The sequence below is a fragment of the Streptomyces sp. NPDC005774 genome (genome assembly GCF_042871645.1).
Classification (GTDB): Bacteria; Actinomycetota; Actinomycetes; order Streptomycetales; family Streptomycetaceae; genus Streptomyces; species Streptomyces pratens.
Window position 1 is genome coordinate 20,053 of the sequence record NZ_JBIAIV010000042.1, and the last position, 26,313, is coordinate 46,365.

The 26,313-nt window shown below is 70.9% G+C and carries 22 protein-coding genes and 1 pseudogene; 10 read left to right on the forward strand and 13 right to left on the reverse strand.

Features of this window, described 5'->3' with window-relative positions; translation table 11 throughout:
* Positions 1 to 117, reverse strand: a pseudogene (locus ACFYQA_RS29390) (IS5/IS1182 family transposase); the annotation flags it as partial.
* Between the two features lie 292 nt (positions 118 to 409).
* Here ACFYQA_RS29390 and ACFYQA_RS29395 point away from each other — a divergent pair.
* Positions 410 to 826, forward strand: coding sequence for a RidA family protein (locus ACFYQA_RS29395; protein WP_388924054.1), 417 nt, complete (start codon positions 410 to 412; stop codon positions 824 to 826).
* A 694-nt stretch (positions 827 to 1,520) separates the two neighbouring features.
* On the opposite strand, the gene ACFYQA_RS29400 is transcribed toward ACFYQA_RS29395, so the two are convergent.
* Genes ACFYQA_RS29400 through ACFYQA_RS29410 form a run of 3 tightly spaced genes read right to left on the reverse strand, consistent with a single transcriptional unit; the run spans position 1,521 to position 4,308 of the window.
* Entirely contained in the window at positions 1,521 to 2,084 is a 564-nt protein-coding gene (locus ACFYQA_RS29400; RefSeq protein WP_388924057.1) for a hypothetical protein, read from the reverse strand.
* The gene (locus ACFYQA_RS29405) at positions 2,081 to 3,625 is read right to left on the reverse strand and encodes a sensor histidine kinase (RefSeq protein WP_388924060.1); all 1,545 of its coding nucleotides are present in this window, start codon (positions 3,623 to 3,625) and stop codon (positions 2,081 to 2,083) included. The genes ACFYQA_RS29400 and ACFYQA_RS29405 overlap by 4 nt, the downstream gene beginning before the upstream one ends.
* The gene (locus ACFYQA_RS29410; protein WP_388924063.1) at positions 3,622 to 4,308 is read right to left on the reverse strand and encodes a response regulator; all 687 of its coding nucleotides are present in this window, start codon (positions 4,306 to 4,308) and stop codon (positions 3,622 to 3,624) included. The genes ACFYQA_RS29405 and ACFYQA_RS29410 overlap by 4 nt, the downstream gene beginning before the upstream one ends.
* Before the next feature lie 164 nt (positions 4,309 to 4,472).
* Here ACFYQA_RS29410 and ACFYQA_RS29415 point away from each other — a divergent pair, with 164 nt between their 5' ends.
* From ACFYQA_RS29415 to ACFYQA_RS29435, 5 genes are all read left to right on the forward strand, one after another.
* Entirely contained in the window at positions 4,473 to 5,390 is a 918-nt protein-coding gene (locus ACFYQA_RS29415; protein ID WP_388924067.1) for a DUF3152 domain-containing protein, read from the forward strand.
* A gap of 157 nt (positions 5,391 to 5,547) precedes the next feature.
* On the forward strand, positions 5,548 to 6,510 hold the full coding sequence (locus ACFYQA_RS29420) for a hypothetical protein (RefSeq protein ID WP_388924070.1): 963 nt from the start codon (positions 5,548 to 5,550) through the stop codon (positions 6,508 to 6,510).
* Positions 6,507 to 8,021, forward strand: coding sequence for a Tat pathway signal protein (locus tag ACFYQA_RS29425; RefSeq protein WP_388924073.1), 1,515 nt, complete (start codon positions 6,507 to 6,509; stop codon positions 8,019 to 8,021). Before ACFYQA_RS29420 ends, ACFYQA_RS29425 begins: the two co-directional genes overlap by 4 nt.
* Positions 8,018 to 8,740: an ABC transporter ATP-binding protein gene (locus ACFYQA_RS29430; RefSeq protein ID WP_388924076.1), complete on the forward strand. Its 723-nt coding sequence runs from the start codon at positions 8,018 to 8,020 to the stop codon at positions 8,738 to 8,740. Before ACFYQA_RS29425 ends, ACFYQA_RS29430 begins: the two co-directional genes overlap by 4 nt.
* Before the next feature lie 95 nt (positions 8,741 to 8,835).
* Entirely contained in the window at positions 8,836 to 10,029 is a 1,194-nt protein-coding gene (locus tag ACFYQA_RS29435) for an ABC transporter permease (protein ID WP_388924079.1), read from the forward strand.
* Between the two features lie 273 nt (positions 10,030 to 10,302).
* Here the strand turns inward: ACFYQA_RS29435 and ACFYQA_RS29440 are convergent, their stop codons facing one another.
* The 3 genes from ACFYQA_RS29440 to ACFYQA_RS29450 all read right to left on the reverse strand — a co-directional run bounded on the left by ACFYQA_RS29440 (position 10,303) and on the right by ACFYQA_RS29450 (position 12,554).
* The gene (locus tag ACFYQA_RS29440; RefSeq protein WP_388924082.1) at positions 10,303 to 11,271 is read right to left on the reverse strand and encodes a DUF3500 domain-containing protein; all 969 of its coding nucleotides are present in this window, start codon (positions 11,269 to 11,271) and stop codon (positions 10,303 to 10,305) included.
* Positions 11,272 to 11,832: 561 nt separating this feature from the next.
* Positions 11,833 to 12,171 (reverse strand): XRE family transcriptional regulator, encoded by a 339-nt coding sequence (locus ACFYQA_RS29445; protein WP_388924085.1) that lies wholly within the window; start codon positions 12,169 to 12,171, stop codon positions 11,833 to 11,835.
* Positions 12,168 to 12,554, reverse strand: a complete 387-nt coding sequence (locus ACFYQA_RS29450) for a type II toxin-antitoxin system RelE/ParE family toxin (RefSeq protein WP_388924190.1) — start codon at positions 12,552 to 12,554, stop codon at positions 12,168 to 12,170. Before ACFYQA_RS29450 ends, ACFYQA_RS29445 begins: the two co-directional genes overlap by 4 nt.
* 311 nt (positions 12,555 to 12,865) lie before the next feature.
* Between ACFYQA_RS29450 and ACFYQA_RS29455 the strand changes: the two genes are divergently transcribed.
* The 3 genes from ACFYQA_RS29455 to ACFYQA_RS29465 are packed head-to-tail and all read left to right on the forward strand — an operon-like array spanning position 12,866 to position 17,203.
* Entirely contained in the window at positions 12,866 to 15,112 is a 2,247-nt protein-coding gene (locus ACFYQA_RS29455) for an MMPL family transporter (protein ID WP_388924088.1), read from the forward strand.
* A 7-nt stretch (positions 15,113 to 15,119) separates the two neighbouring features.
* Positions 15,120 to 16,526 (forward strand): histidine kinase, encoded by a 1,407-nt coding sequence (locus ACFYQA_RS29460; protein ID WP_388924091.1) that lies wholly within the window; start codon positions 15,120 to 15,122, stop codon positions 16,524 to 16,526.
* Positions 16,523 to 17,203 (forward strand): response regulator, encoded by a 681-nt coding sequence (locus ACFYQA_RS29465; RefSeq protein WP_388924094.1) that lies wholly within the window; start codon positions 16,523 to 16,525, stop codon positions 17,201 to 17,203. Before ACFYQA_RS29460 ends, ACFYQA_RS29465 begins: the two co-directional genes overlap by 4 nt.
* Positions 17,204 to 17,329: 126 nt before the next feature.
* Here the strand turns inward: ACFYQA_RS29465 and ACFYQA_RS29470 are convergent, their stop codons facing one another.
* The 4 genes from ACFYQA_RS29470 to ACFYQA_RS29485 form a co-directional block, all read right to left on the reverse strand.
* Positions 17,330 to 18,520 carry an FAD-dependent monooxygenase gene (locus ACFYQA_RS29470; RefSeq protein ID WP_388924097.1) on the reverse strand — a complete coding sequence of 397 codons (1,191 nt, stop codon included), beginning with the start codon at positions 18,518 to 18,520 and terminating at the stop codon, positions 17,330 to 17,332.
* Positions 18,517 to 19,935, reverse strand: coding sequence for an MFS transporter (locus ACFYQA_RS29475; RefSeq protein WP_388924100.1), 1,419 nt, complete (start codon positions 19,933 to 19,935; stop codon positions 18,517 to 18,519). Before ACFYQA_RS29475 ends, ACFYQA_RS29470 begins: the two co-directional genes overlap by 4 nt.
* Positions 19,936 to 21,445: 1,510 nt before the next feature.
* A complete protein-coding gene (locus ACFYQA_RS29480; RefSeq protein ID WP_388924103.1) occupies positions 21,446 to 22,096 on the reverse strand; it encodes a response regulator in 651 nt (216 codons plus the stop codon).
* Positions 22,093 to 23,274 (reverse strand): sensor histidine kinase, encoded by a 1,182-nt coding sequence (locus ACFYQA_RS29485; RefSeq protein ID WP_388924106.1) that lies wholly within the window; start codon positions 23,272 to 23,274, stop codon positions 22,093 to 22,095. Before ACFYQA_RS29485 ends, ACFYQA_RS29480 begins: the two co-directional genes overlap by 4 nt.
* Positions 23,275 to 23,432: 158 nt before the next feature.
* On the opposite strand from ACFYQA_RS29485, the gene ACFYQA_RS29490 reads away from it, so the two are divergent.
* Positions 23,433 to 24,068: a VanZ family protein gene (locus ACFYQA_RS29490; RefSeq protein WP_388924109.1), complete on the forward strand. Its 636-nt coding sequence runs from the start codon at positions 23,433 to 23,435 to the stop codon at positions 24,066 to 24,068.
* Positions 24,069 to 24,243: 175 nt separating this feature from the next.
* On the opposite strand, the gene ACFYQA_RS29495 is transcribed toward ACFYQA_RS29490, so the two are convergent.
* On the reverse strand, positions 24,244 to 25,347 hold the full coding sequence (locus ACFYQA_RS29495) for a sensor histidine kinase (protein ID WP_388924112.1): 1,104 nt from the start codon (positions 25,345 to 25,347) through the stop codon (positions 24,244 to 24,246).
* A complete protein-coding gene (locus tag ACFYQA_RS29500; protein ID WP_388924193.1) occupies positions 25,344 to 26,009 on the reverse strand; it encodes a response regulator in 666 nt (221 codons plus the stop codon). Before ACFYQA_RS29500 ends, ACFYQA_RS29495 begins: the two co-directional genes overlap by 4 nt.
* Between the last annotated feature and the right edge of the window lie 304 nt (positions 26,010 to 26,313).

Below are 26,313 nucleotides of genomic sequence, written 5' to 3' on the forward strand. Positions count from 1 at the left end.
TCAGGGCGAGGTTCGCAGGCGGCGGAGACATATGAGGCTGCGGGCCGGTTCGAGCAGGCCCTGGTGGAGACCGGCGCGTCGTTCGTAGCGGGTGCGGAGCCGTTTGAACTGGTGCACTCGGTCGGGAACACGCAGCCGCCCGGGGTGGCGGCGGCGCCGCTCGGGTGCAGGCGGCAGCAGCGGGGCCACCCGCTCCCACAGGTCGTCAGGAACAAGATCAGCACGCACCCTGGATACCCTGTCGACCAGTCTCGCCGAGCACAAGACCCGAGAAAAACTCATTCTGAAACGATCAGTGAACCGGCCTGCGGACCGACGTGAGGGTCCGGGGGCGTCGGTCTTCCCTCGGCGCCCCACCGTCCCGGTTCCTCCTGGCCGGTTCGGCGGGGCGCGGTCCAGAATGCCGGGCATGGAACCCACACAGGACACCTCCCCGCTCACCCACATCGGCGCCCCGGACGGCGTGGCCCCCGGGACGGGGTACACCCACGTGGTCACGGGGACCGGCCGGCTGGTCGCCGTGTCGGGGCAGGTCGCGTTCGACGCGGACGGCAAGCTGGTCGGGGAAGGTGATCCCGCCGCGCAGGCCCGGCAGGTCTTCGAGAACCTCCGCCGTTGCCTCGCCTCGGCCGGCGCCGACTTCGGCAACGTCGTCAAATTCACCTACTACGTGACCGACGTGGCCTTCCTGCCCGCCGTGCGGGAGGCGCGGGACCAGTACATCGACATCGAGCGGCCACCTGCGAGTACCGCAGTCCAGGTGGCCGCCCTCTTCCGGCCCGAACTGCTCCTGGAGGTGGAGGCGCTGGCGCTCCTCCCGGCGTAGGACGACCGCTCCCGACGCTTCCTCCGTCCGGAACGGCCGGCCTCCGGCCGTTCCGGACGCCGCCGGGCCCGCGCCGTGCGCACGACTCGGGAGGCGAGGACACGCCCCCGGGGCGGAGGCGGCCTTCGGCCCCCCTGGGCCCCGGCACCCGCCGACGCGCCGCGGCCGGGCAGTCGGCAGGACCAGGAGAACTCCGCCGAGCATGCCGTGACATCTTGATCCGCAGAGCGCCGTCGGCGCGCTGCGCATGCTCGGCGCGGACCATGTCGTCGAGCCCGGCGGCCATGTCGCGCTGTCGCTCCTCTCCGGAGTGCTGACAGACCAGCGCGACTTTCTCGGAGGACTGGCCGTTCGCAGAAGCGGAAGCCGGCTGGGAGACCGACGGCTGTGCGGGTTCCACGTCGCTTCCGGCCGGAGGAGGCGCACCGGAGGCCGCCCGCTTCTCAGGAAGCGTTGTTCACGACTGTGGACCGGGGGCCCGAACGATCCGTACCGCGCCGAAGCGGGCCTGCGGTGTCGACGTCCGGCCCCGCGAAGGCAGTGTCACAGCGCGGAGAGAGGTCGTTGGGTGGTTCACGAGGGGGAGCGTCGCCGTGGTGGCCACCGCGCGGTCAGGCGGGCGACCGTGGCCGGAAGGCCGGTTCCGGTCCCGAGCGGGGGCCGTCCGGTGGTCAGCCGGAGGGCTCCCACGGGGTCAGTGCTTCGGTTGCTCCTGCGAAGGGGACACGACGGGGCACGCGTGGTCCGACTCCGTCATCGTCCATCCGTCCCCGAGCACATGGAGGCTGAGGGACATGGCGGAACGGGGCGCGGTGCCGCCGGCGGCTTCCGCGTGGTTCACCGTGCACGTCAGCTGGAGCATGGCCCGACGGCTCAGCGGAGCCGTCTTACCGGGGAGTTTGACGAAGAGAATACCGCCGTCGATCGCCACCCGTGGCGCGTCCGTCAGGCGGGGCAGCTCCGTGGTGGCCGTCGCGGTCTCGTTCGCGGCCGACGCCTCGAACAGCATGTGTACGACGGCCTCGAGGTCCCCGGCGTCGTCGATCCGGTGGGGATAGGGCATCAACTCCCCGTCGCGCAGGAAGAAGAGGGAGATGGTGGCGGGCGTCGAGGGTGGTGTCGGACTGGGGGAGAACATGCCGCTCGCCGGCGCACCGGTCTCGATGACACCGGACGGGGGGACTCCGCACGCCGTGAGCGCGACCGCGGCCACCGCCGTGAGCCCGGACAGCAGCGCTGCCGTCCGCGAGCCCCTCACAGGGTGCCCCCGTCGGCCTCGGTGTCGGTGTCGTCGTGGTGCAGCGGGAGTTCGACCGTGAACACCGCGCCGCCCCGGGGCAGGTTCGCCGCCCGGATGCGCCCCCCGTGCAGGCGCACGTTCTCCGCCGTGATGGCCAGACCCAACCCGCTGCTCTCGCTCCTGGCCCGTGAGGTGCTCGCCTTGTAGAACCGCTCGAAGAGGTGCGGCATGGCCTCCTCGGCGATCCCCGGTCCGTTGTCGGTCACCTCGATGACGGCCCACGCCATGCCCGCCCCGTCCACCCGTACCCCCATGGTCAGCCGCACGGGCGGCTCTCCGTGCCGCAGCGCGTTGCCGATCAGATTGGCCGTCACCACGTCGAGTCTGCGCGGATCGACGCGCGCGCGGAGCTCACCCGGTCCGGGCAGCCGGGTCTCCACCTGCTCCTGCCGCCACCGGGAGGCGACGGTGCGCCGTACGGACTCGGCCAGGTCGATCTCGTCCCGGTTGAGTTCGGCCGCCCCCGCGTCGAAACGGGAGATCTCCATCAGGTCGTTCACCAGTCCGCTCAGCCGGTTCGTTCCCTCGCTGATGAGCCGCAGCGCCTCACCGGTCTCCCCTTCCCCCTCCAGGTCCAGCACGTCGGTGACCGCCGACATCGCCGCCAGCGGCGTGCGCAGTTCGTGGGAGACGTCCGCCACGAAGCGGCGTCCCTGGGCCTCCAGGCGACGCAGCTCCCGTACGGTTCGCTCCAGTGCGGCCGCCGTCTCGTTGAAGGACTGGGAGAGATCGGCCAGTTCGTCGGAACCGGTGACGTCCAGCCGTACGTCGAGGTGCCCCGCGGCCATCCGGCGCGTCGCCCGGCGCAACGCCCGTACGGGTCGCAGTACGCCGCTCGCGGCGAGCAGCGCCAGGACGACGGCGAGGCACAGGGCCACCAGGGTGGCCCGCTCGATGCCGCTGACCATGGCCTCGACGTACCCCTCCTCGGTGGTCTGCGGGACCTCCAGATACATCACGAACCCGGAGAGCCTGGGCTCCGTGCCCTCGCCCGAGGTGTACGTGACGGGCATGCCGACGACGAGACGAGGACGCCCGTCGACGTTCATCCGCTGGAACACCGCGGCACGCCGGTCCCGGACGGACCGGAGCAGTTCGGGGCTCGGCTCGGTGAAGCCGGCGCTCGGCGCGTAGGCGCGGTGGCCGCCGTACGCGGCCATGACCCGCCAGCCCGAGGAACGGTTCGCGTACAGCACCTGGTCCACCGCGAACTGGAGGTCCGACCGGTCCGGGGCCAGGGGGATGCTGGGCGCGACGGCGTCGACGCTCGTACGGAACTGGTTGATGACGGAGTCCTGGCTCTGCTGGAGCACCCCCGTGCGCGCCTCGCGGAAGGCGAGGGCCCCGGTGCCCAGGGCGCTGGCCACGGCCACCAGGACGAAGGACGTCAGCAGGCGGGGGCGCAGGCCGCGCAGGGGGAGCGGGATGCGCGCCAGTGCCGCCCGGAGGAACCACCGGGGGCCGGCACCCGGTACGGCGGCGGACGTCCGGTCGCTCATGAGGTGCCGAAGCGGTAACCGAATCCGCGTACGGTCTGCACGTAACGGGGATTCCTGCCCTCGCCGAGCTTGTTGCGCAGTCGCTTCACACAGGCGTCCACGAGCCGTATGTCGCCGTGGTAGCTGTGTTCCCAGACCGCTTCCAGCAGCTGCTGGCGGCTGAACACCTGGCCGGGCGAGGCCGACAGGGTCAGCAGCAGCCGCAGTTCGGAGGGGGCGAGGGTAACGGGTTCGCCGCGGTGCGTCACCACGAGCCCGGCGCGGTCGACGACCAGCTCGCCGTGCGTCTCCGTCCGGGGACGGGTGCCGTCCGGCAGCGACGCGTCCTGTCTGCGCAGTACGGCCCGTATCCGTGCGTCGAGCACCCGGGCCTGCACGGGCTTCACCACGTAGTCGTCCGCACCGGTCTCCAGTCCCACGACCACGTCGACGTCGTCCCCCCGGGCCGTCACCATGATGATCGGCACCTGGTCGCGGTCCCTGATCCGGCGGCACACGTCCAGGCCGGACATGCCGGGCAGCATGAGATCGAGTACGACGACGTCCGGCCGGAAGGGGCGGAGCTGTTCCAGCCCCTCCTCCCCCGTTTCCACGGCGAAGACCTCATGCCCCTGGTGCCGCAGACCCAGTTGGACGGCCCTGCGGACATCTAGGTCGTCTTCGACGATCAGGACCCGTGGCATTTCGGCAGTGTAAGCAGACCGGACGAGGTGACCGTCCCGAGGAAGGTCCCTCTCCGACCGCCGTTACACAACGATCACATGGGCCGGGGAACGCGGGGCGTCGTTATCTTTCCGTGACGGCACCGGCTCATGGGGATCATCTGGGATCACCAGATTGAGCTGCCATGCATTCGGCACGACAGCGGCAATCCGCACCCGCCACCGGCAGCACCACGGCCGGTCACCGCGCCGGTCACCGCGCCGGTCGCCGACGCCGGTCCGCCCATCGCCGGGAACGGCCGCGCCGCCGGGGCCAGAGCCTGCTGACCAGCCTGCTGGTGACCGCCGGCCTGCTGGGTTCGGCGGCGTACTTGCTGGAAGGCGGGCGGAGCGACGCGTCGGGCGGTGCGCCGCACCCGCGGAGCACGCACGTCACCCCCACTCCCACACCGCCCCCCTCCTCCCCCTCCCCCTCCCCCTCCCCTTCCTCCCCCTCCCCCTCTCCCACCGCGAGCCGGACCGAGATCGACGTTCCCCCGACGGGCAGCGGGACGTTCGTCACCGCGCAGGCCAGTGGGGAGAAGGTGGGCAGCGGCTCCCGCCCGGTGCGCTACGTCGTGGAGGTCGAGACCGGCCTCGACATCTCGCCGTCCCAGGCGGCGAACGAGATCGCCGGGATACTCGCCGCCCCGCGGGGCTGGACCCACGACCCGGACAACGCGTTCCAGCTGGTGGGCGCGGGATCGCCGCACGACATCACGATAAAGATCGCGACACCGGCGACGGCGGACGCCCTGTGCTGGGCCGGCATCCAGCAGGACACCGGAGGCGAGTACAACTGCGAGGTTCCCGGAGGGGTGGTGGTGAACCTCAAGCGCTGGGTCAAGGGCTCGCCCACCTTCGACGGGCCGATCCATGACTACCGGGCGCTGATCATCAACCACGAGGTGGGGCACTTCCTCGGCCACTCGCACGTGACCTGCGGGGGCGCCGGGCAACTGGCCCCCGTGATGATGCAGCAGATCAAGGGCCTGCACGGGTGCGTCGCCAACGCCTGGCCCTACGACGAGAACGGTGACTTCGTCACCGGGCCGCCCGTATGACCGGCGCCGGTCCCGAGGCCGGCCGTCACGGCGAACGGCCGTTACAGCTCGGTCATGTACCGGCCCCAGGGCCATGAACTGCCGGCACCACTGTGAACTCCGCGTTCTCCTGCGTCCGCAGGCGGAATCCCCCTCCCTTCCGATCGGATGGAAGTAGATGACTCGATCCCGCACTGTCCGAAGACTGGCCGCGGCGGCGGCGGTCAGTTTGCTGCCGCTGCTGGCGGCTTGTGGCACCGACACCGACACCGACACCGACACCGGCTCGGAGTCCCACGCGTCGGACGGTGAGAAGACCACGGACGGCTCGTCGGGGCAGCTCGACATTCCCGCCGACGCGAACGCCGATCTCAAGAAGCAGTACCTCTTGGAGAACGCGATCGCGGCCTGCATGAAGAAGCAGGGATTCACCTACACCCCCGTGGCCCCCGAAGATCCCGCCGCCTCCTGGAGCACTGACGGGGCGGACTACGAGCTGACGAAGAAGTACCGGCAGAAGTACGGCTTCGGCATCTACGCGGGCATCGTCTACCCCGGCGACGCCGGCGCGTCGGGCAGTGCGGCCGCCCGGCAGGACTCGGACCGGATGCCCAACGCGGACTACGTGGACACGCTCACTCCCGAGCAGAAGGCCGCGTACAACGAGGCGTTGGGCGCCATCCCCGACCCGAAGACCGGTGAGAAGAACTGGACCGGCTGTCAGGGTGAGGCCGACAAGAAGGTCTACGGCTCCGCGTCGGCCCAGGAACGGGACACCGCGACCGCGAACCGGAACCAGGCCAACGCGCAGGCGCTCAACGGTGATCCGAAGCTGGTCGCGCTGGCGCAGTCGTACGCCTCGTGCCTGAGGAAGGAAGGCATCTCCGTCACGACCACGCAGCCGACCGGCATCGGGGAGATGGTCAAGCTCCAGGCGTTCAGTTCCACTCCGGCCGGCGCCAGTGGCGCCGTCGACGAGAGCGGGAACGCCCAGGAGTCCCTGAGCAAGGAGGAGGCCCTCCCGCTGCTCACCACGGACATCGAGCTGGCGATGCGGGACCTGGAGTGCGGCAAGGAGTTCCGGGCCGCCTACTTCCCGAAGTTCCTGAAGGCCCCGACCAGCGGTGGCGGTGCCGGGTGAGGCAGCGTCCCCAACCGGCCGGCACCCGTCCCGGGCGGTTCCGCAAGCTGGTCGGCACCCGTTCCGGACAGCTGACGGTCGTCGTCACCGCGGTGGCGCTGGTCGGAGCGGGCGGCTGGTTCGCCGGATCGCGGATGCAGTCGCCCGCGGACGCCGCCGCCGCGCACCGGCCGCCGGAAGCCGGTCCCGTCACCGTCACGGTCGAGCGGCGCTCGCTCACCGCGAGCGTGGTGGCCCAGGGCTCGGTGGAGTTCGCCTCGCCGCAGAGCGTGACCCTGGCCGGGCCCGTCGGCTCTCCAGACTCCGGGTCCGGCGATGCGGGGGCCGGCGACAGCGTCACCCAGCGGGTCACCAAGGCACCGGCGGCCGGGGCGGAGGTGAAGGAGGGCGATGTGCTGATGCAGGTGAGCGGGCGGCCGGTCCTGGTGCTGCGGGGCACCGTGCCGATGTACCGGACACTGGGGCCCGGCGCCTCCGGGGACGATGTCGAGCAGCTCCAGCGGGCGCTGACCCGGCTGAGCTTCAACCCCGGTTCGACGAGCGGGACATACGGGCAGTCGGACGCTGCGGCGGTGAGCCGCTGGTACGAGAGCAAGGGCTACCGCGCCATGGAGCCCACCGTCGCCGACAAGCAGCGACTGGGGACGCTCGAAGCGGCGGTGACCACCGCGCAGCAGGCCCTCCTCGCGGCACGGAACCCGGGCGGCGGGTCCGGGGGGACCGGAGGCTCCGAGGAGCCCGGCGGCGGTTCCGGGAAATCCGGCAGCGGCTCCGGGGAATCCGGCAGCGGCTCCGAAGACGGCTCGGGCACCGGCGGGGACGCCGCTGAGCTGCAGCTCAAGTCGGCACAGCAACAGTTGGACGCGGCCAACGCCGCGCTCTCCGCCTTCCAGGCCGGTTATGGGACCAAGGTCCCCGCCGGTGAGGTGGTCTTCCTGCCGGAACTGCCGGCCCGGCTGGACAAGGTGTCCGTGAAGACGGGGGACACCCCCTCCGGACCGGTCGCCACGGTGACCAGCTCCGAGGTCGTGGTACGGGCCGTGGTCCCGGCCGACGACGCCGAGCTGCTCCACAAGGGCATGCGGGCCCGGGTGGAGACCACCGACGGCACGGAGGCGGACGGCGAAGTAGTGGCACTCGGCGACGACGTACCGAAGGACGCTCCGGCCGACACCGACAAGCAGCAGGGGACCTCGGACGGCGGGAGCGGCGACAGCTCGGCTCCCGTACCGGTGCAGATCTCCGTGCCGGCGGGGACGCCGGCCGAGAAAGCCGCCGAATCCGCGAAGGTCACCATCGAGGTGGGCTCGTCGGAGGGCAAGGTGCTGACGGTGCCCGTCGCCGCGCTGCACACGTCCGCCGACGGGAAGGCCCGGGTGCAGGTCGTGCGCGGCGGCGAGGTGGTGGACGTCCCCGTCGAGGCCGGGCTCTCCGCGGGCGGTCAGGTGGAGGTCACCCCGTCGTCCGGTGCCGCCTTGAAGTCCGGCGACCAGGTGGTGGTCGGGCGATGAGCGGTCCGCCGTTCTCCGTCGTGCCCGACGCGGACACGGTCATCCAGCTGATCGCCGTGGACCGGACCTTCGACTCCGAACCGCCGGTGCACGCCCTGCGCGAGGTGAACCTGACCGTTCGGCGCGGCGAGCACCTGTCGATCGTCGGCCCGTCCGGTTCCGGCAAGTCAACGCTGCTCAACACCCTGGGGCTGCTGGACCGCCCCACCTCGGGCACCTACTGGCTCGACGGGGTGGAGACCAACGCGCTCGGCGACCTGGAGCGCACCTCGTTGCGTGGCAGCCGGATCGGGTTCGTCTTCCAGTCCTTCCACCTGCTGCCGTACCGGACCGTGGAGGAGAACGTCATGCTGGCCGAGACCTACCGCCGGCCGCGCCCCGGGCGCGGCCGGGCCGGCCGCCGTACCAGGGCCGAGCAGGCACTGCGACGGGTGGGTCTGGCGCACCGGGCCGGCTTCCGGCCTGACCGGCTCTCCGGCGGTGAGAGACAGCGGGTGGCGATCGCCCGGGCGCTGATGAGCGAACCCGCCCTGCTGCTCTGCGACGAGCCCACCGGCAACCTCGACAGCGAGAACACCGAGTCGGTGCTGGACCTCTTCGGCCGGCTCGGCGAGCAGGGCATGACCCTGGTGGTGATCACGCACGAGAAGGCGGTCAGCGGGCGTGCCCACAGACGGGTGAGGATCAGCGACGGACGGCTCACCGAGGAGCACCGATGAGGTCCCAAAAACGCGTCCCGCAAGCCGCGGCTTCCACGGGCACGGCACGGGCCGGGGGAAGAGCACGGGCCGGGGGGACCGTCGAGCGCCCCTGGATGGACTTCAGGGACCTGTGGTCCGAAGCGCTGGCGGGGGTGCTCGCCCGCCCGATGCGCTCCGCCCTGACCACGCTGGGCACCGTCCTGGGCATCACCACCCTGGTCATCACCATCGGGGTCTCGTCCACGGCAGGCAACCAGATCGTGGGCCGGTTCGACGCCCTGACCGCCACCTCGGTCACGGTGGGGGTGTCCTCCGTGGCCTCGGCCGGCTCCGGTCCGCTCGTGGACTGGTCGGGGGTCGACGCGGTGCGCCGGCTGGCCGGGGTCGAGTCGGTGGCGGCGATCGCCGCCTCCCAGGAGACCGCGGGCGTCGAGGTGCGTGCCAACGACGTGGTCGCTCCCGGCGAGGTCAGCGGTCAGACCATGGCGGTCGTCGCCGCGTCCCCCACGCTGCCGGCCGCGGTACGGGGCGGGATGACCACCGGACGCTTCCTCGACGACGGGGACATCGCCCGGCACGACCGGGTGGCGGTCCTCGGCGACCAGGCGGCACGGCTCCTTGGCATCAGCTCGGTGGAGAACGCTCCCGCGGTCTTCCTGAAGGGCCAGGCGTACACGGTGATCGGGATACTCGGCGGAGTGGAGCGGGAACAGCAGCTCGCCACCGCGGTGATCCTGCCGCCCACGACGGCCGCGGACCGGATGGGGCTGGGGACCGTGACCCGGGTGCTGATCAACACCGCGCTCGGCGCGGCCGGCCAGGTCGCCCGCCAGGCGCCGATCGCGCTGGCCCCCGGCGCCGAGGCTTCCCTGACCGTGACGGCACCGGCCGATCCGGCCGAGGCCCGCAAGGGAGTGCAGGGCGACGTCAACGGCCTGTTCCTGGTCCTCGGGCTGGTCTCGCTGGTGGTCGGGGCCATCGGTATCGCCAATGTGACGCTGGTGACGGTCATCGAGCGGATCGGGGAGATCGGACTGCGCCGCGCCCTCGGGGCCTCGCGGCGTCAGGTCGCCGGCCAGTTCCTGGTGGAGTCGACGACGATCGGACTCCTCGGCGGTGTCGTGGGTGCCGCCCTGGGCATGGTCGTCGTGGTGATCGTCTCCGCCGTCAAGGAGTGGACACCGGTCCTGGACGTCCGCCTCGCCCTCGGAGCCCCGGTCGCCGGAGCCCTGGTAGGACTCCTGGCCGGCCTCTACCCGTCACTGCGGGCCTCCCGCATGGAACCGGTCGACGCCCTGCGCTCGTAGTCGTGCCCCGCGGGGAGGCCGGGCAGGAAAAGCCTGTGCGCGCTTCCGGGAAGTTCGGGCACGTGGAAGGCATGAGTTCTTCACCCACACGACGGCTTCACCGCTCCCGGCACCGACGGGCGCCCCTGACCTGTGGGTTCGCCGCGCTCATCGCGACTCTCACCTGTGCGAGCCCTCAGCCTGCCGTTCCCGCGGCGGATCGGCCGCGAACATCCGCAGGGCCACACCCGAGTGGGTGCGGCCCTGCGTCATGACGGAGAGCACCTGCGCGCCTCAGCGGTGGTGGGGCGAGGTCAGGTAGTGCTGCCTGAGGAGCTCTTTTCCGTAGTCGTTGCCGTTGGGGGTGCGGATGACGGAGTGGACGTGCTTCTGGGTCGGGCCGTCGCCCTGAGAGGCTCCATAGGCGTCGGCGAGGGGGCCGGGGCCCTGGCAGTCGACCTCGACCCACACGACGGGGCTGTGCACACGGACGGAGAAGGCCGAGTCGCCCTCGATGCCTCCGGCCCAGGTGACGTAGGTGTCGGCGAGGTGCTTGCCGACTTCGGCCATCCTCACCTCGGCGTCGGACTTTGCACGGCCCACGAAGGCTTCGACGACGCCGAGGAGCTTCTTCTTCTGCGCGGCGGTGAGCTTGTTGCAGCGCAGGCCCTCGTACGCCTGGACCGTGTTGTCGGAGAACGCGCCCGCCTTCATGGACTCGTTCGACTTGGTCGAGGAGGCGATGGCGGCCTTCCGCTGGGCCTCCGTGAGGGAGCTGACGAAGGCCAGGCTCGCCGCGACCTCCTCGTGGCAGACCGTGACCGTCTCGCCGTCGATGTCCATCGAGGTCGGCTCCGAGCCCCGGAAGCAGGGGCTCATCACGACCTGGTCGCCCAGAACGAAGTAGTTGACGACCAGGTGGTGGCCGTCGAACTGGAAGCCCCAGGGCTCGGTGTCGGACGGGGTGCCCAACACCGTCCAGTAAAAGGCGTCCTCGTTGAAGGCGTTCGTGTTGCCGATGGCCTCGCCGGCCGCCTGGTTGATCCTGCGGATCTTCTCCGTCGTCTCCAGGCCGTCGGCGCTCAGTGCCGCCTTCAGCAGGGCGGTTCCGAGAGCCTTCTGGTCGTCGCTCAGATCGGCGAGGGAGACGCCCTGGCGGTCGTAGGCGTCGACGTTGCTCCACAGGCGCCACTCGGTGGAGTGGACGGTGAACTGGGTCGAGGCCTTCTGCTCGTCGCTGAGGCCGCCTCGGTGACGGCCCACGACAGCAACTCGGCGAGCTCGGGCTCGTCATCGACGATCAGCACACGCACCGCGCCCCGGCGGGTCCCACGAACGGCAGGCATACCACGGACTCTCTCCCACCTCCCTGAGAGCAATCTGTGGGTGATCCATCACCCGGTCATGGGTTCGGGCAGCCGTCTGCACAAGCGGAAGGGCGTCAGGGAAGGACGTCCGAACGAGCCGAGCCAGGGGTAGTGGACGTTCGCGCACACGTTCTGACCGTTGCTCTTCGGAGCCTGTGCCCACAGCGTGCCCGTAAGGGCGGACAATCACGGTCAACAGCGGTGCGATCAGGCTCGCGCGCCCGTGTCGACACATTGGAACCACACAGGTCAGCAGCTGTGTGGCTACGCAAGCGCCATCACTTCCCAAGCTGGGGACGCGAGTTCGATTCTCGTCACCCGCTCCGTGCAGAAGGCCGGGTCAGATGCCCGGCCCTCTGCGCTGCCAAGGGCTTTCCCTGCCCGCGCGGGTGCTTCCACGGCTTCTGGAGCGCGCTGAAGAGCTGTCCCTGCCGGGCGGGCGGGAGCGGCAGCCTGCTCAGGCCACGGTGTACTCCGCGTCCCCGAAGTCCGCGACCACACGCAGTCGGCCCCCGAGTGCTTCCACATAGGCTCGGAGTGTCGCGACCTCGGCCCGGTCCAGCTCGCCGTGCTCGATCGCGGAGACACGAGGTGCCGAAACTCCCATGGACGCAGCGACCTGGCGCTGGGTCAACGCCTGGTCACGTCGGACCTCTGCGAGCTTGTGGGCGCGCACCTCGGCGGTCAGCCTGTCCATGGCCACCTGCTTTTCCTCGGCCGAACGCACCGGCAGCCCAGCGGCCTCACGCCGCTGGCGGGCGTTGCGCTTGGTCTCCTCCCAACCGACCGTCCTCATTCGTACTCCCTGGTTTCAAGATCGGTCACATGTATCCGGTAGCGCTTCTCGGCGACCGGAATATTGTTGTCGTACCAACGCTGCCAGTTTCCGGCTTTGTCACCGGCCACCAGGAGCACTGCCCGACGCACCGGATCGAAAGCAAAGAGAATCCGGATCTCGCTGCTCCCGGACGATCCCGGCCTCAGCTCTTTCAAGTGATGACTGTCGGCGCCCTTGATGCGGTCGACCAGCGGACGACCCAGCGTCGGGCCCGTGGCCGCCAGCATGTCGATGGCGTCTTCCACCTGCTCTGCACTGTCCCAGTCCTCCTCGGCCAGCGCTTCGAACCACGCTGCGACCTCCGCGACAAGGACCACTTCCCATTGAGCCACGAGCCCTATGTTAATGCAAGCGTTAACTCGGGCTGTGCTGAAGAGACCGGTGACTGAAAGCCGACACAGTGGTCCAGGAGGCGGTCCGCCGCTCGTCCGCCGAGGGCATGACGGCCCGGCCGGGCTCCGGATCAAGCCCCGCTCCGGTCCGGGTCGGTCTGTGGTGCGTACGCACCAGGACGGGGGAGGGGCTGGTCCGGGCGCACCAGGGGACGACGGCGCCGGGGGACGATGCCCGGCGGGGCGCCGGAGGGCAGCGTGGGAGGCGCGCGGAATCTCGCGCATTTTCCTTGCCTCGCGGTGTCTGGAGTGATCGACAGGTGGCGACATTTCTTTACCGGACCGGACGGTGGGCCTTCCGGCGGCGCCGGCTCGTGGGTGGCGTGTGGCTGGCCGTCCTGGTGCTGGCCGTGGTCGCCGCCGCCATGGCGCCGGCCGGGCAGGAAGAGGACCTCTCCATGCCCGGCACCGAGTCGCAGAAGGCGTTCGACCTCCTGGACGAGCGCTTCCCCCGGAGCAACTCCCAGGGTGCCGGGGCCCGCCTGGTGTTCCGGGCCCCGGACGGGCAGCGGGTGACGGCCGGGGAGAACAGGGCGGCCGTCGAGGAGACGCTGGGCTCGCTGGACGGAGGCGATCAGGTCGCGTCGGCCACCGACCCCTTCGAGGCCGGCGCTGTCAGCGAGGACGGCACCATCGCCTACTCCACGATCACCTACACCGCGGACGCCGTCGACCTGACCGGGACGACGAAGAGCGCCCTCGAGGACGCCGTGAGCCGGGCCAGGGGCGCGGGGCTGACCGTGGAGACCGGCGGCTCGGCCCTGGAGGCGGAAGTGTCACCGGGCGGGACGACGGAGATCATCGGCGTGCTGGTGGCGGCGGCGGTACTGGTCCTCACCCTCGGATCGCTGGTCGCGGCCGGACTGTCGCTGCTGACCGCCTTCCTGGGCGTGGCCGTCGCCCTCGGCCTGGTCTCCGCGCTGGCCGCGCCACTGGGCCTGACCTCCACCGTCGCCATCCTCGCGCTGATGCTGGGGCTGGCGGTCGGCATCGACTACGCGCTCTTCATCACCTCCCGCTTCCGCGACGAGCGGGCCCGGGGCAGCGAGCCCGAGGAGGCGGCCGGCCGGGCGGTGGGCACGGCCGGGTCCGCCGTCGTCTTCGCCGGAGCGACCGTCGTCATCGCCCTGGCCGGGCTGGGGGTCGTCGGAATCCCCGAACTCACCAAGATGGGCATGGGTGGCGCGGGCGCCGTGGCCCTTGCCGTACTCGTCGCGCTGACCCTGGTCCCCGCGCTGTTCGGCCTGTTCGGCCGGCGGGTACTGTCCCGCACCGTCCGCAAGGCCGCCCGGCCGGGAGGCGAGCGCCCGCACAGGGTGCCCACCGCGGCCGGCCGGCCGGGGCTCGGCACCCGCTGGGCGCGGTTCGTGCTGCGGCGGCCGGTGGCCGTGCTGGTGACCGCCGTACTCGGTCTCGGTGCCGTCGCCCTGCCGGCGCTGAGCCTCGAACTCGGGCTGCCCGGAGACGAGTCCAAGCCGGTGGAGACCACCCAGCGCCGTGCCTACGACCTGCTGTCGGAAGGCTTCGGCCCTGGCTTCAACGGCCCGTTGACCGTGGTCGTGGACACGTCGGAGGCCGCGGACTCCCGGGCCGCCACGGACCTGGCCGTCAAGACCGTACGGGAAGTGGACGGGATCGCGTCGGTCGGTGACCCGGTGCTCAGCCGGACCGAGGACACGGCCGTCTTCACCGCCGTCCCGCGGACCGCGCCGAACAGCGGCGAGACCAAGGACCTGGTGCACGCGATCCGGGGCGCGGTCTCCGGCGTCGAGGCCGACACGGGCGCCGGCGTCCTGGTGACCGGCACCACCGCGCTGAACATCGACATCTCCCAGGCCATGTCCGACGCTCTCCTCCCTTATCTGACCGTGGTCATCGGCCTGGCGGTGCTCCTGCTGTCGGTGGTCTTCCGCTCGGTCCTGGTCCCGGTCAAGGCCGCGCTCGGCTTCCTGCTGTCGGTGGGTGCCGCCTTCGGCGTGCTCGTCGCCGTCTTCCAGTGGGGCTGGGCGGCCGATCTGGTCGGCATCGAGCAGACCGGACCGGTCATGTCGCTGATGCCGATCCTCATCATCGGGATCGTGTTCGGTCTCGCCATGGACTACGAGGTCTTCCTCCTCACCCGGATGCGGGAGGCCTACGTCCATGGCGCGTCCCCTGGCGAGGCGATCGTCGACGGTTTCCGGCACAGCGGACGTGTGGTGGCCGCGGCGGCGGTCATCATGATCAGCGTGTTCGCCGGATTCATCGGGATGAACAGCCTGACCATCCAGACGATGGGGGTCGGTCTGGCCTCCGCCGTCACCTTCGACGCCTTCGTGGTCCGGATGGCGATCGCACCCGCGGTGCTGGCACTGCTCGGCCACCGGGCCTGGTGGCTGCCCCGTACCCTGAACCGTGTGCTGCCGAACGTGGACATCGAGGGTGAGGCACTGAGCAGGCACGTCCCGGCCGCCTCCGCGACCGGACCGGACGCGGCGGTGCGGGGGCTCCCCGCCGGCCGGGGCTGAGCCGGCCATGACGAACCCGGGGGGCGGTGGCCCGCGACCACGCGGCACGTGGTGGCGGGAGGCAGCGATCACGGCGGCGGCGTTCGCGCTCTGTCTGCTCGGCGGGGTGATTCAGATCGACGACACGCTGTCAGCGCCGTCCGCCGCCGCCTACGCCGTCGCCGTGGTGTCCTGTGCCGTGCTGCCGGCGCGGCACCGGGCACCCCTGGCCGCCCTGGCGGCCACGACCGCGGTCGGCGTGCTGGTGCCGCCCCTGGGCCTCCTGCTGACCCCGCTCATCGTGGCCCCCGCCGTGATCACCGCCTACTCCTACTCGCTCGCCGCGCGCACCGAACAGCGCGCGGCGAGCGCGGTGTTGCTCACTTCCGTGGTGCTGGCCGCCGCCGTCCCCCTGTTCGGCGACTTCTCGTGGAAGGACGCGAGCAGGATGGGAGTGGTGGCGGCGTTCCCGCTGGTGGCCGGCGCACTCGGCCACTCGGTGCGGAACCGACGGGCCTACCTGGCGGCCGTGGAGGAGCGGGCCCGGCGGGCCGAGGAGAGCCGGGACCGCGAGGCGCGCCGGAAGGTGGCCGAGGAACGGGTGCGCATCGCCCGGGAACTGCACGACCTCGTGGCCCATCAGATCACCCTCGCCAACGCGCAGGCCACGGTCGCCGCACACCTCTTCGACACCCGCCCGGAGCAGACCCGCAAGAGCCTGAAGGAGCTTGTCGAGACCACCCGCCACGCGCTCGACGAACTGCGGGCCACGGTCGGTCTGCTGCGTCAGTCCGGGGACGCGGCCGGGCCCGCCGAACCGGCACCCGGACTTGCCCGGCTTCCCACGCTCCTCGAGTCCTTCCGCCGCGCGGGTCTGGAGGTGTCGGTGCACCAGGAGGGCGCGGCCAGGCCGCTGCCGCCGGGAGTGGACCTCACCGCCTACCGCATCGTCCAGGAGGCCCTGACCAACGTGACCAAGCACGCCGGTACCGGCAGCGCCCGGGTGCGCCTCGCCTGGCACCGCGATCGCGTGACCGTCAGTGTCGCCGACGACGGAGGGGGCGCCCGTACGGTGCCGGCCGCGTCCACGGGACCGGCCGCCTCCACGGGACCGGGTGCGTCCACGGGACCGGGTGCCTCCACGGGACCGGGTGCCTCCACGGGACCGGATGCGTCCACGGGACCGGATGCGTCCAACATGCCGGACCGTCCGCCCGGTTACGGTCTGATCGGCATGCGTGAACGTGCCACCGCGGTCGGGGGACACCTCTCCGCGGGCAGGCGCCCGGAGGGCGGTTTCCTCGTCTCCACCCGGCTGCCCCTCCCGCCCGCCGACGGAACGACAGGCGACGGCGCGTCAGGCGACGGACAGACAGGCGCCAGACGGACGGACGACGGACGGACGGACGACGGAGAGGCCGGGGACGCACCATGACGCTCCGGGTACTGCTCGCCGACGATCAGGCCCTGCTGCGCGGTGCCTTCCGAATGCTTCTCGACAGTACCGACGACATCACCGTGGTCGGTGAGGCCGGCGACGGCAGGGAGGCGGTGAGACTCACCCGGGAGCTGCGCCCGGACGTGGTGGTCATGGACATCCGGATGCCCGAGGTGGACGGTCTCACCGCCACGGCGGAGATCTGCGCGGACCCGGAACTGCGTGCCAGCCGCATCCTGATCCTCACCACGTACGAGACCGACGAGTACGTCGCTCAGGCGCTGCGCGCGGGGGCCGGCGGCTTCATCGGCAAGGGCATCGGGGCCGAGGAGCTGGCGGACGCCGTGCGTACGATCGCCGACGGCGACACTCTTCTGTCCCCCGCCGCGACCCGCTCCCTGGTCGCCCGTTTCCTGGCCACACCGGACGACGCCCCGCCGCACCACACCGAACAGCTCGCCTTACTCACCCCGCGCGAACGCGAGATGGTGGCCCTGGTCGCGACCGGCCTGTCCAACCAGGAGATCGCCGAGCGGATGTTCCTCAGCCCTTTCACCGTCCGCGCCCACGTGCAGCGCGCCATGACGAAACTGCGGGCTCGCGACCGGGCGCAACTCGTCGTCATCGCCTACCGGACGGGCCTGGCCCGCGGTGGCACCGACCGCCTGTCGTAGTCCGGCACCGGGCGCCCTTCGCGGGACGGTCCGCCAAGACCGTCCCGCCCCCGCGCCGTCCTGGGACACTTCCCACACTCAAGCCGTCGACCAGCGGCAAGGGAGAAGTCCGGCCGACGTGTCAGGTCACGGCATCGGAACGAATTCGGGCAGCGTGAGGGCCGAGTGGGCCGGCCGCACTGCCGCGGAGGGCATGGTGACGAGGCCGCGCAACACGGTGTTGCGTTGCTCCAGGGCCCGCGCCGTGGTGGGGAAGAGCGTAGCCGCGCCGTTGTCGACCAGTGCCTGGTTCATGGCCACGAACGCGCGGACGTCGCGTTCGTAGGCGGCGAAGGCCGCGGTGTGGTCCCGGTTCGCGGCCAGGGCGTGGGCGAGCATGTAGGCACCGACCAGCGCAAGGCTCGAGCCTTGTCCGGTGAGGAACGAGGGCGCGTACGCGGCATCGCCGACGAGCGCGACGCGGCCGCTGGACCAGTGGGGCATACGGATCTGACCGGCCGTGTCGAAGAACAGGTCCTCCGCGTCGCGCATGGCGTCGACCATGCCGGGGACCTCCCATCCCGCGCCCGCGAAGACCGTGGCGACCAGGTCCCGCTGGGCGTCGGGGTCCCGGAGGGCGTCGAACGGCGGGTCCGGTCGGTGGAAGTTCAGGAAGGCGTGCACCTCGTCGTTGTCCCCGACGGCGTAGAGGGCCGCGGCTCTCCCCGGGGTGTTCCACATCATGAGTTCGTGGGAGAGCCCGAGGGTGTTCGGCATGGTGAAGAGGCCGAAGCAGTAGCCGAGGTAGCGGTGGAACTGCTCTTCGGGGCCGAACAAGGACTCCCGGGTATGCGAGTGCGCACCGTCGGCTCCGACCACCAGGTCGAACGTGCGCTGCCGCCCACTGTGGAAAGTGACGTCGACTCCTTGTCCGGCCTGGTCGAGGGTGTAGACGGAGTCGCCGAACAAGAACTCCACGTCGTCGCGGACCAGCGCGTAGAGGCTCGCGGCCAGATCCCCACGACGCACCTCGAGGTCCTGTCCCTCGACACCGCCGGCAACGGCGCGCGGACTGACCGAGGCCACTTCACCGCCATCGGCGTCGAGGAAAGTGCAGCGACGCGAGTCGATGTGCGCGTCCCGCAGTCGCGGCAGTATCCCCATCCGCCGGACCACCTCTGTCGCGGTACCGCGGACGTCGATCGGGTAACCACCGTCGCGCAGTGCGCCTGCCTTCTCCACCACGGTGACCGCGCATCCGGACCGGTGCAGCCAGTACGCGAGCGCGGGGCCGGAGATACTGGCCCCGGAGATCAGAACTTTTCGTTTCGCGGTCATGCCCGGGCTCCTTTTTTCGTGATGCGGACAACGAGCAGGGACAACGCGGCGACGAGACCGGCGGCGGCGAAACCCGTCACGAAGGCCGGTTCGGCCGGCCGGCCCGTCATCGGGGCGGCCCCGGCGGCGAGGATCGCGCCGCCGGCCTGGACGCCCAGGGCGACGCCGATCACCCGTGTCACCACGAGCAGGCTGGTGGCGATGCCGATGTCCTTGGTCTCGACGGCGGTGGCGGTGCCGGCGAGCAACGCCGTGGTACCGACGCCCGCGGCGAACGCGGTCAGCACCTTCGCGAGGACCAGCTGCCATGCCGCGGTGTGCATCGACGCCAGGGCGATCATCGTGGCCGCCGTGACGACGGCGCCCACGACGACCACGGCACGCGGACCGAAACGCCGTGCCGCGATCCCGCCGACCGAATCGCTCACCGCCCCGGCGATGGCACCGGGCAGCAGGAACAGTCCGATGTCGGTGGTGCCGGCTCCGAAGCCGTACCCGTCGGCCGGTACCGCGAACAGCTGCGGGAGCAGGAAGGCCACCATTCCGAAACCGGTGGTGATGACCAAGGTGAGCAGGCACGCGTTCCACATCGCGGGCTGTGCCAGCATGCGCAGATCGACCATCGGCGAGGCTGCCCGGCGCTCGACGACGACCCATCCGGTCGCGAGGGCGGCCACGACCACCGCGAGGGCACCGACCGCGCGTGGTGGCAGGCCGGCGCTCGTCACCGTCACGAGCCCGAGCATGAAAGCGAGCAGCGTGCCGCTCAGCAGAACCACGCCGGGCCAGTCGATCCTGTCGTCCGACCGGATCGGCGGATCATGCGGCATCAGCCACGTCACGACCGACGTCGTCGCGATGACCGCGATCGTCGGAAGCGCGAACATCCCATGCCAGGACAGTCCTTCCGCGATCGGCCCGGCCATCAGCGTTCCCACCATGCCGCCTGCCGTGAACAGCGCGACGACCAGCCCGATCGCCACCTGTGACTCCCCTGTCGGGAGGTGTTTGCGCACCAGGATGAAGGAGAGGGGCAGCGCACCCACCATGGCGCCCTGCAACACCTGACCGAGCAACAACACCGGCAGGTTCGGCGCCAGGGCGGCCAGCAGACCACCGGCCGAGACCACGGCCATCAGCCGGACCAGCACCCGCTTCCCGCCGTAGCGGTCGCCGAGTTTGCCCGCGACAGGTGTGACGACCGCGCCGGTGACGAGTAACGCGTTGGCGATCAGTGCTCCTTCGGCAGGACTGACCCCCAGCTCACGTTGGAGCAGCGGGAGCGCGGGCTCCACCACTGACTGCAGTGTGCCGAGGGCGAGTGCCAGAACGCCGAGGGCGCCGATGGCGCCGATCGACAGCCTCCCAATGCGGACCGGGGAAACCACGGCTTCGGAGACGGACGTCTTTTTCATCGGCGCTCGTCCAGCAGGTCCGACATCCTCCGCGACGTGGTGCCGGGCACCGAGAGGTTCACGAGCCGGCGCCGGCGGAAGGCCCACCGTCCGGTCCGGTAAAGAAATGTCGTCACCTGTCGATCACTCCAGACACCGCGAGGCAAGGGGAATGCGCGAGATCCCGCGCGCCTCCCACGCTGCCCTCCGGCGCCCCGCCGGGCATCGTCCCCCGGCGCCGTCGTCCCCTGGTGCACCCGGACCAGCCCCTCCCCCGTCCTGGTGCGTACGCACCACAGACCGACCCGGACCGGAGCGGGACTTGGTCCGGAGTCCGGCCGGACCGTCATGCCCTCGGCGGACGAGCGGCGGACCGCCTCCTGGCGCCCCCGGGTGAGGGAGGTCGCCGGAGAGCACCATGTGTGGCGCGAACACTTCGACGGCGCCGGAGAGGCGGCCGTCATCCCGGCCGCGTACGCCCCGCCGCCGGCCATCCCGGTGCCCGGGTATCGCTGCGTCGGCGCGGGCACCGACTGCCCGACGACGAGGTCCTGCCGTCGGCACTTCCGTTCGCGGGCGTTCTCATCGCCACAGCCCTGTGGCTGCCGCCGCTCCGCCACCTCCACCCCATGACTCTGCCGGCTTCTCCCGCGGCCCTCACGTGGACGGCCGCGGGACCGCTTGCCAAGCCGGTCCTCTTCATCCGGGACTGGCGCGCGACCCGCATCCGTGCACCCCGGGAAGCCGCAGCGGCAACCCAGAGCCTCCGACGAGGACGTGTTCCCGGCCGCCCGCCTCCTGGAAGCCACCGACTACAACCCGAACGGCCTCGATACCCACAGGGTTCTCGGGGGCGGCCCGCCCTCAGTCACACCCCCCGGACCGGGCCGATCTGCGGCGATACGGATCCCGGTGCAGCGGCTCACCGTCAAGGGCGTACGGTGCCTCCCCGGCAGCGACGGCGACGCCGTCCCCCGAAGCCGGCACATCGCCGAGCTCGACGACGCGGGCCGTGACTGCCCTTCCCTGCGGCCTGCGCCAGAGACGGCCCGAGAGCTGATTCCCACCAGCACACGCCCGGGCGCCGTCGCTTACCAAGCTGAGAACGCGAGTTCGATTCTCGTCACCCGCTCCATTGTTAAGGCCCCAGGTCAGCAACCTGGGGCTTGTTTGTTGTAGCCGGACTCAAGTCGAAGGGCACCTACGACGTCGGCCCGCGCAGAAGTGCGCCGGAGCTGATCGCCGGGCCGTCGGAACCACGCGCCCATGCGCATATGGAAAGGGATGGCGAGCACCACGAAGACGTCGTTCCCCACCATCGGTGGCATCAGGAGGAACCTGCTACACCCCTTATAGAGGGTGCGCCGCCGAGCAGGACGAGTGCCCAGCTTTCCCGAAGCCGGTTCCCGCTCTCCTGGCAGACCTCGAGACACCGCCGCAGCAGGGGCATGAGCTCCTGGGGCTTGTCCGGACGATCACGCGACGACCGCACTGGTCCGTCCCGTCCTCGGTGCCGCCACTCGCGGTCCGGTCAGCGGGTGAGGCCAGATTTCCAGGCCCAGGCCGCTATCTCAACCCGGTTGCGGGCACCGAGTTTGCTCTGGATGTTGGTGAGATGGGTCTTCACCGTGCCCGCGCTGATGTGCAGGGCGGTGGCGATCTCCGTGTTGGTGTGGCCGCGGGAGACGAGGGCGGCGACCTCGGTCTCGCGCTGGGACAGGGGCGAGGGACGGGCCGGGGCGGCAGCGGCGGCGGGGCGGGCGAACTGCTGGAGCAGGCGGACGGTGATGGAGGGGCTGATGAGGGCCTCGCCGGAGGCGGCGGAGCGGACGGCCTCGGCCAGCAGGCGAGCACCCGCGTCCTTGAGAAGGAAGCCGCAGGCACCGTTGTGCAGGGCCTGGTGGACGTACTCGTCGTCGTCGAAGGTCGTCACCATGACGACCTTCGGGGTGTGCGCGGCCCCGGAACGGTGCAGGTGCCTCAGCGCCTCGATGCCGTTCAGCCGCGGCATGCGGATGTCCATGAGGACGACGTCGGGGCGGTGCTGGTCGGCCTGCTGGATCGCGGCGACCCCGTCGGCGGCCTGGGCGACGACCTCGATGTCGTCCTCGGCCGCCAGGATCATGGCCATGCCGGTGCGGACGATCGTCTGGTCGTCCGCGAGAAGGACGCGGATGGTCATCGAGACACCTGCCGTAGAGGGAGTGGGAGTTCGAGTTCGACGTGCCAGCCGGCCTCGGGGCCGGGTCCCGCGGTCAGCGTGCCCCCGGCGGCGTCGGTGACCTCGCGCAGGCCGCGCAGGCCGTAGCCGGTGCCGTCGGGCGGGCGGTGGTGTCCGTCGTCGGTGATCCACGCGGTCACCCGGCGGTGGGAGACCTCCAGGCGCACCTGCGCGGTGGTGCAGTCGCGGGCGTGCTTGCGGATGTTCGTCAGTGCCTCCATGACCACGCGTTCCACGAGGTGGGCGGCGTCCGCGGGGAGGCTGTCGGCTGGGCCGGCCTCCGTGAAGTCGACCCGGGCCCCGGGCAGTCGGCAGTCGGCGACGAGGGCACGGACGCCGTCCGCGCCCGGTGCCCGCGTGTTCGGGACGGTGTCATCGCGCAGGGCGCCGACCATCTTGCGCATGGCGGTCAGCGCCTCCGCTCCGGTGGTCTCGATCAGCTCGAGGACGTCGCCCACTGCCTGGGGTTTCCTGGCCGCGACGGCACGGGCACCCTGCGCCTGGACCACGATGCCCGATATGTGGTGGGCGACGAAGTCGTGCAGGTCGCGGGCGAAGCTGAGGCGCTGTTCGAGTCTGATCTGCTCCTCGCGCTGTCGGCGGGAGACGACGACCAGACGGACGGTGAGGCCGGAGGCCAGGGCGCCGCTGGCCACCAGCGTCAGGATGAGCGCGACGATGCTGCTGGCCTCGTCCACCTCGATCACCAGCGGACGCAGGATGAGGGCGGTCATCAGCAGCGGCAGGGCGACGGCGGTGCCGGCCGGGGAACCCCGCCGCGCCGTCACGTGCAGCAGCACCATCAGGGCGGTCGGCTCGAACAGGGTGTAGGTGTCGGAGGCCTGGTCCAGGTTCGAGCCGCTGCCCGCCGCCACGCGCAGCCCGACCGAGCAGGCCAGCGACACCAGGGCCACTCCGCACGCCGCCCACGCCAGCACCGCGGGGGGCAGCTTGATCCCCACGGCCGGGAAGGCGCCGGCCGCCGCCGCGGCCGTCGACAGGAACAGCAGGACCCCGATGCCCTGATGCCCGAGGGTGCCGGTGTCGACGTCGATCAGCAGGGCCGCCCCGAGGACGCAGAGCAGCAGAGCGCTGCCGACGAGCCGACCGGCAGCCGCAGCGCGCGGTGATCTGAGCATGGTGAGCACCCTAGCCGCGCTCGCCGCAGGGCCCTCTCTGCCGAAAGTCGTAGCCGTCCGCCGAGGAATGGACCTTTCGGGAGATCCGCCGGACCTGGTCCCGGAAGGAAGCTGAATCACGTCAGCACCGCTCGCCCCGACCGAAGGATCAGCCCCTCATGGACATCCGTTTCCAGGTGGACTCCGCACCCGTTCTCGGCCCCCTGCTCGTCCTGTTCGCGGTCGGCACCGCCGTCCAGGTGCGGCGCGATGCGTGGAACATGCGCCGCGCCCTGCTGCAGCTGGCCGCCGCCGTCTACGTCGCCGCCGTACTGTCCCTGACGATCTTCCCGCTGAACGTGACGTGGGGTGAGTACGCCAACCAGGCCCCCTGGATCAGTCAGATCAACTTCATCCCGCTGCTCACCGCGGACATCACCATCGTCCCCAACGTCATCATGATGGTGCCGGCCGGCTTCCTGCTGCCCCTGGTGTTCCGGCACGCCACCTCACCGTCGCGGGCGACCCTGATGACGGCGGCGGCCAGCCTGTCCGTGGAAGCCGCCCAGCTGCTGTCGTACATCGTCCTGAACAACGGCCGTTCCGTGGACGTCAACGACCTCCTCGCCAACACGCTCGGCGGACTCGCCGGCTACGCCCTGGTGACCCTCGCCCTGCGCGTGCCGGCCCTGCGCGGGCCCCTCCTCGCGGCCTCGCTGCCCCGCTCCGCGGCGCTGCAGGACGACCGCCGACGGACAGCGACCGCCGACGGGCCCCAGCCGGCCCCGATCGCGGCCCCCGTCGTCCGTCCCTGACCCCGCCCACTCCCGTACCACCTCCGTACTACCCCCGCTTCACGCGAAAAGAGCAGCTCACCCGCTTGTGAAACGGGGCAAGGGTGATCCTGTGGTAGGCGGTCAGTGCACTCCCGAGGTGGCGGACCATCTCGCTGGAACCGTCTCAACGCCGCTGAGCACCCGGCTCGCATCGTCACCATGTGCCGGCGGCTGGGAGTGTCAAGCGCAGTTGATAGCCGCCGTCCGTTGTGGGGCCGCAGGTGACGGTGCCGCCGAGAAGCTCGGCACGCTGGCGCAGGCCGACCAGGCCATAGTTGGCGCCAGGAAGGGAAAGAGCGGGCCGCGTCGGCGGCGAGTTGGTGACTGTGACGCGGACCGTTGCGTGCTCGTGGCGGATGCGTACGGTTGTTGTCGCGCCGGGTGCGTGCTTTCGCACGTTGGTCAGCGCCTCCTGGACGGTGCGGTAGATGGCGCGTTGGACCGGCGGTGGCAGGCTGTCCGACAGGTCCGTCTGCAGCTCGGTTTCGATACCGCTGTTGTCGATCAGCCGCTGAAGATCAGCGAGAGAGGGCTGCGGAATCAGTTGCACAGGATTGCCCCCGGCGGTGCGCAGGACGCTGACCATGTGCCGCAGCTCTTCCAGCGTCTGCACACTCAGCTTCCGGATCGTGGCTGCGGCTTGTCGGACTTCGGCGTTGCGGCTGCCGACCTGGAGTGCCCCGGCCCGCACCGCGATGAGGCTGACCTGGTGAGCGACGACGTCATGCATTTCGCGGGCGAGTGTCGTGCGTTCCCTGGCCAGCACGGTCTGGGCGGTCAGCTGCCGCTCATGGTCGCGTGCCCGGGAGATCTCTGCGAGTCGCAACGACAGATCGCGCCGGGCCTGCACGAGCTGACCGAGGAAGACCGGTGCGGCTGCCGTCGCCGCCGTGTAACCCAGGGCGATGAAAGTCGATGGTGCCGAAAAGTCTAATCCCGGCGATGGCAACGAGATCAGATCGCTGAAGGTGAACGCCACGGCGCAGACGACCGGCAGAGTGCGACCGCGGGTGAGCGAGGCGAGCGTGTACAGCGCGGCCAGGGCGGCGAAGACCGCGTCGGAGAGGAGAACGGCAGGAAGGGTGAGCAGAAACGTGAGCCTCGGCAGGCGCCGGCGCAGGAGAAGGACGAATGCAGCGGCCAGGGCGCAGGCCACGCGCAGCGGCTCGGAGGCATCGGCATGAACCCAGACATCGAGCAATGCCGCTGCGACGAGGGCGGCGTCCAGCAGTGGGGCGGGCGGGCGGCGGGTGCTCATGGTTCCTTCTGGTCCCGCGGTGGTCTGAGGAAGCCGGCGCGTTCCGCGAGCAGGGCGGCCTGGACGCGACTACCCACCTCCAGCTTGGCAAGGATGGCGCTCACATGGTCCTTGACCGTGCCGGTGCTCAGGTGCATCCGTGCGGCGATGTCGGCGTTGGTCAGGCCCTCGGCAGCGGCTGCGAGTACGGCACGCTCGCGGTCGGTGAGCCGGTCGAGGCTGCGGGCGGCCTCCTGCTGCGGGCCGGCGTTCAGGTAGCCGTCCACGACGGTTCGGGTGACCTCCGACGACAGAACGGTGCCGCCGTCTGCCAGAGTCCGCACCAGGGAGGGCAGTTGCTCCGGGTCGGTGTCCTTGAGCAGGAAGCCGGCGGCGCCCGAGCGAAGTGCCGTGGCGACGTACTCGTCCATGCCGAACGTCGTGAGCATGGCCACCACCGGAGGGTGCGGCAGTCCGCGGAGGTCGGCCAGGACGGTGAGGCCGTCCACGTCAGGCATTCGGATGTCCAGCAGTGCGACGGCGGGGCGTCGTTCCTGTGCCGTTCGGACCGCCTGGCCGCCGGGAACCGCCGCCACGACCTCGATGTCGTCTGCCGCCTCGAGAATGTGCTGGAAACCTGTACGGATCAGCGCCTCGTCGTCGACCACCATCACCCGGATCATGCGTGCTCCACTCGCCATCGGGCCCCACTGTCCGATCCGTACCCACCGCCGGGCGCGCTTCACGGTGCTGAGACCGATAGCCACCAGGTGGCGGGGCTGTTCCAGCCGGTCGGCGGGGACGCTCCGGACATGTGCCGGATGGGTTCATAAGCGGCATTGCCCGACTGTGGAGGCAGTAGTCGATGCCTTGTCCCACCACCCGGACCGCGTGCTTGATCAACTGATTGCAGGCTTCAGCCAGCCACTGCGTCACAGTCAGCGCTCAGGCAATCGGCCGTATCGCGCCGTTCTGTCCGCTGCTGGG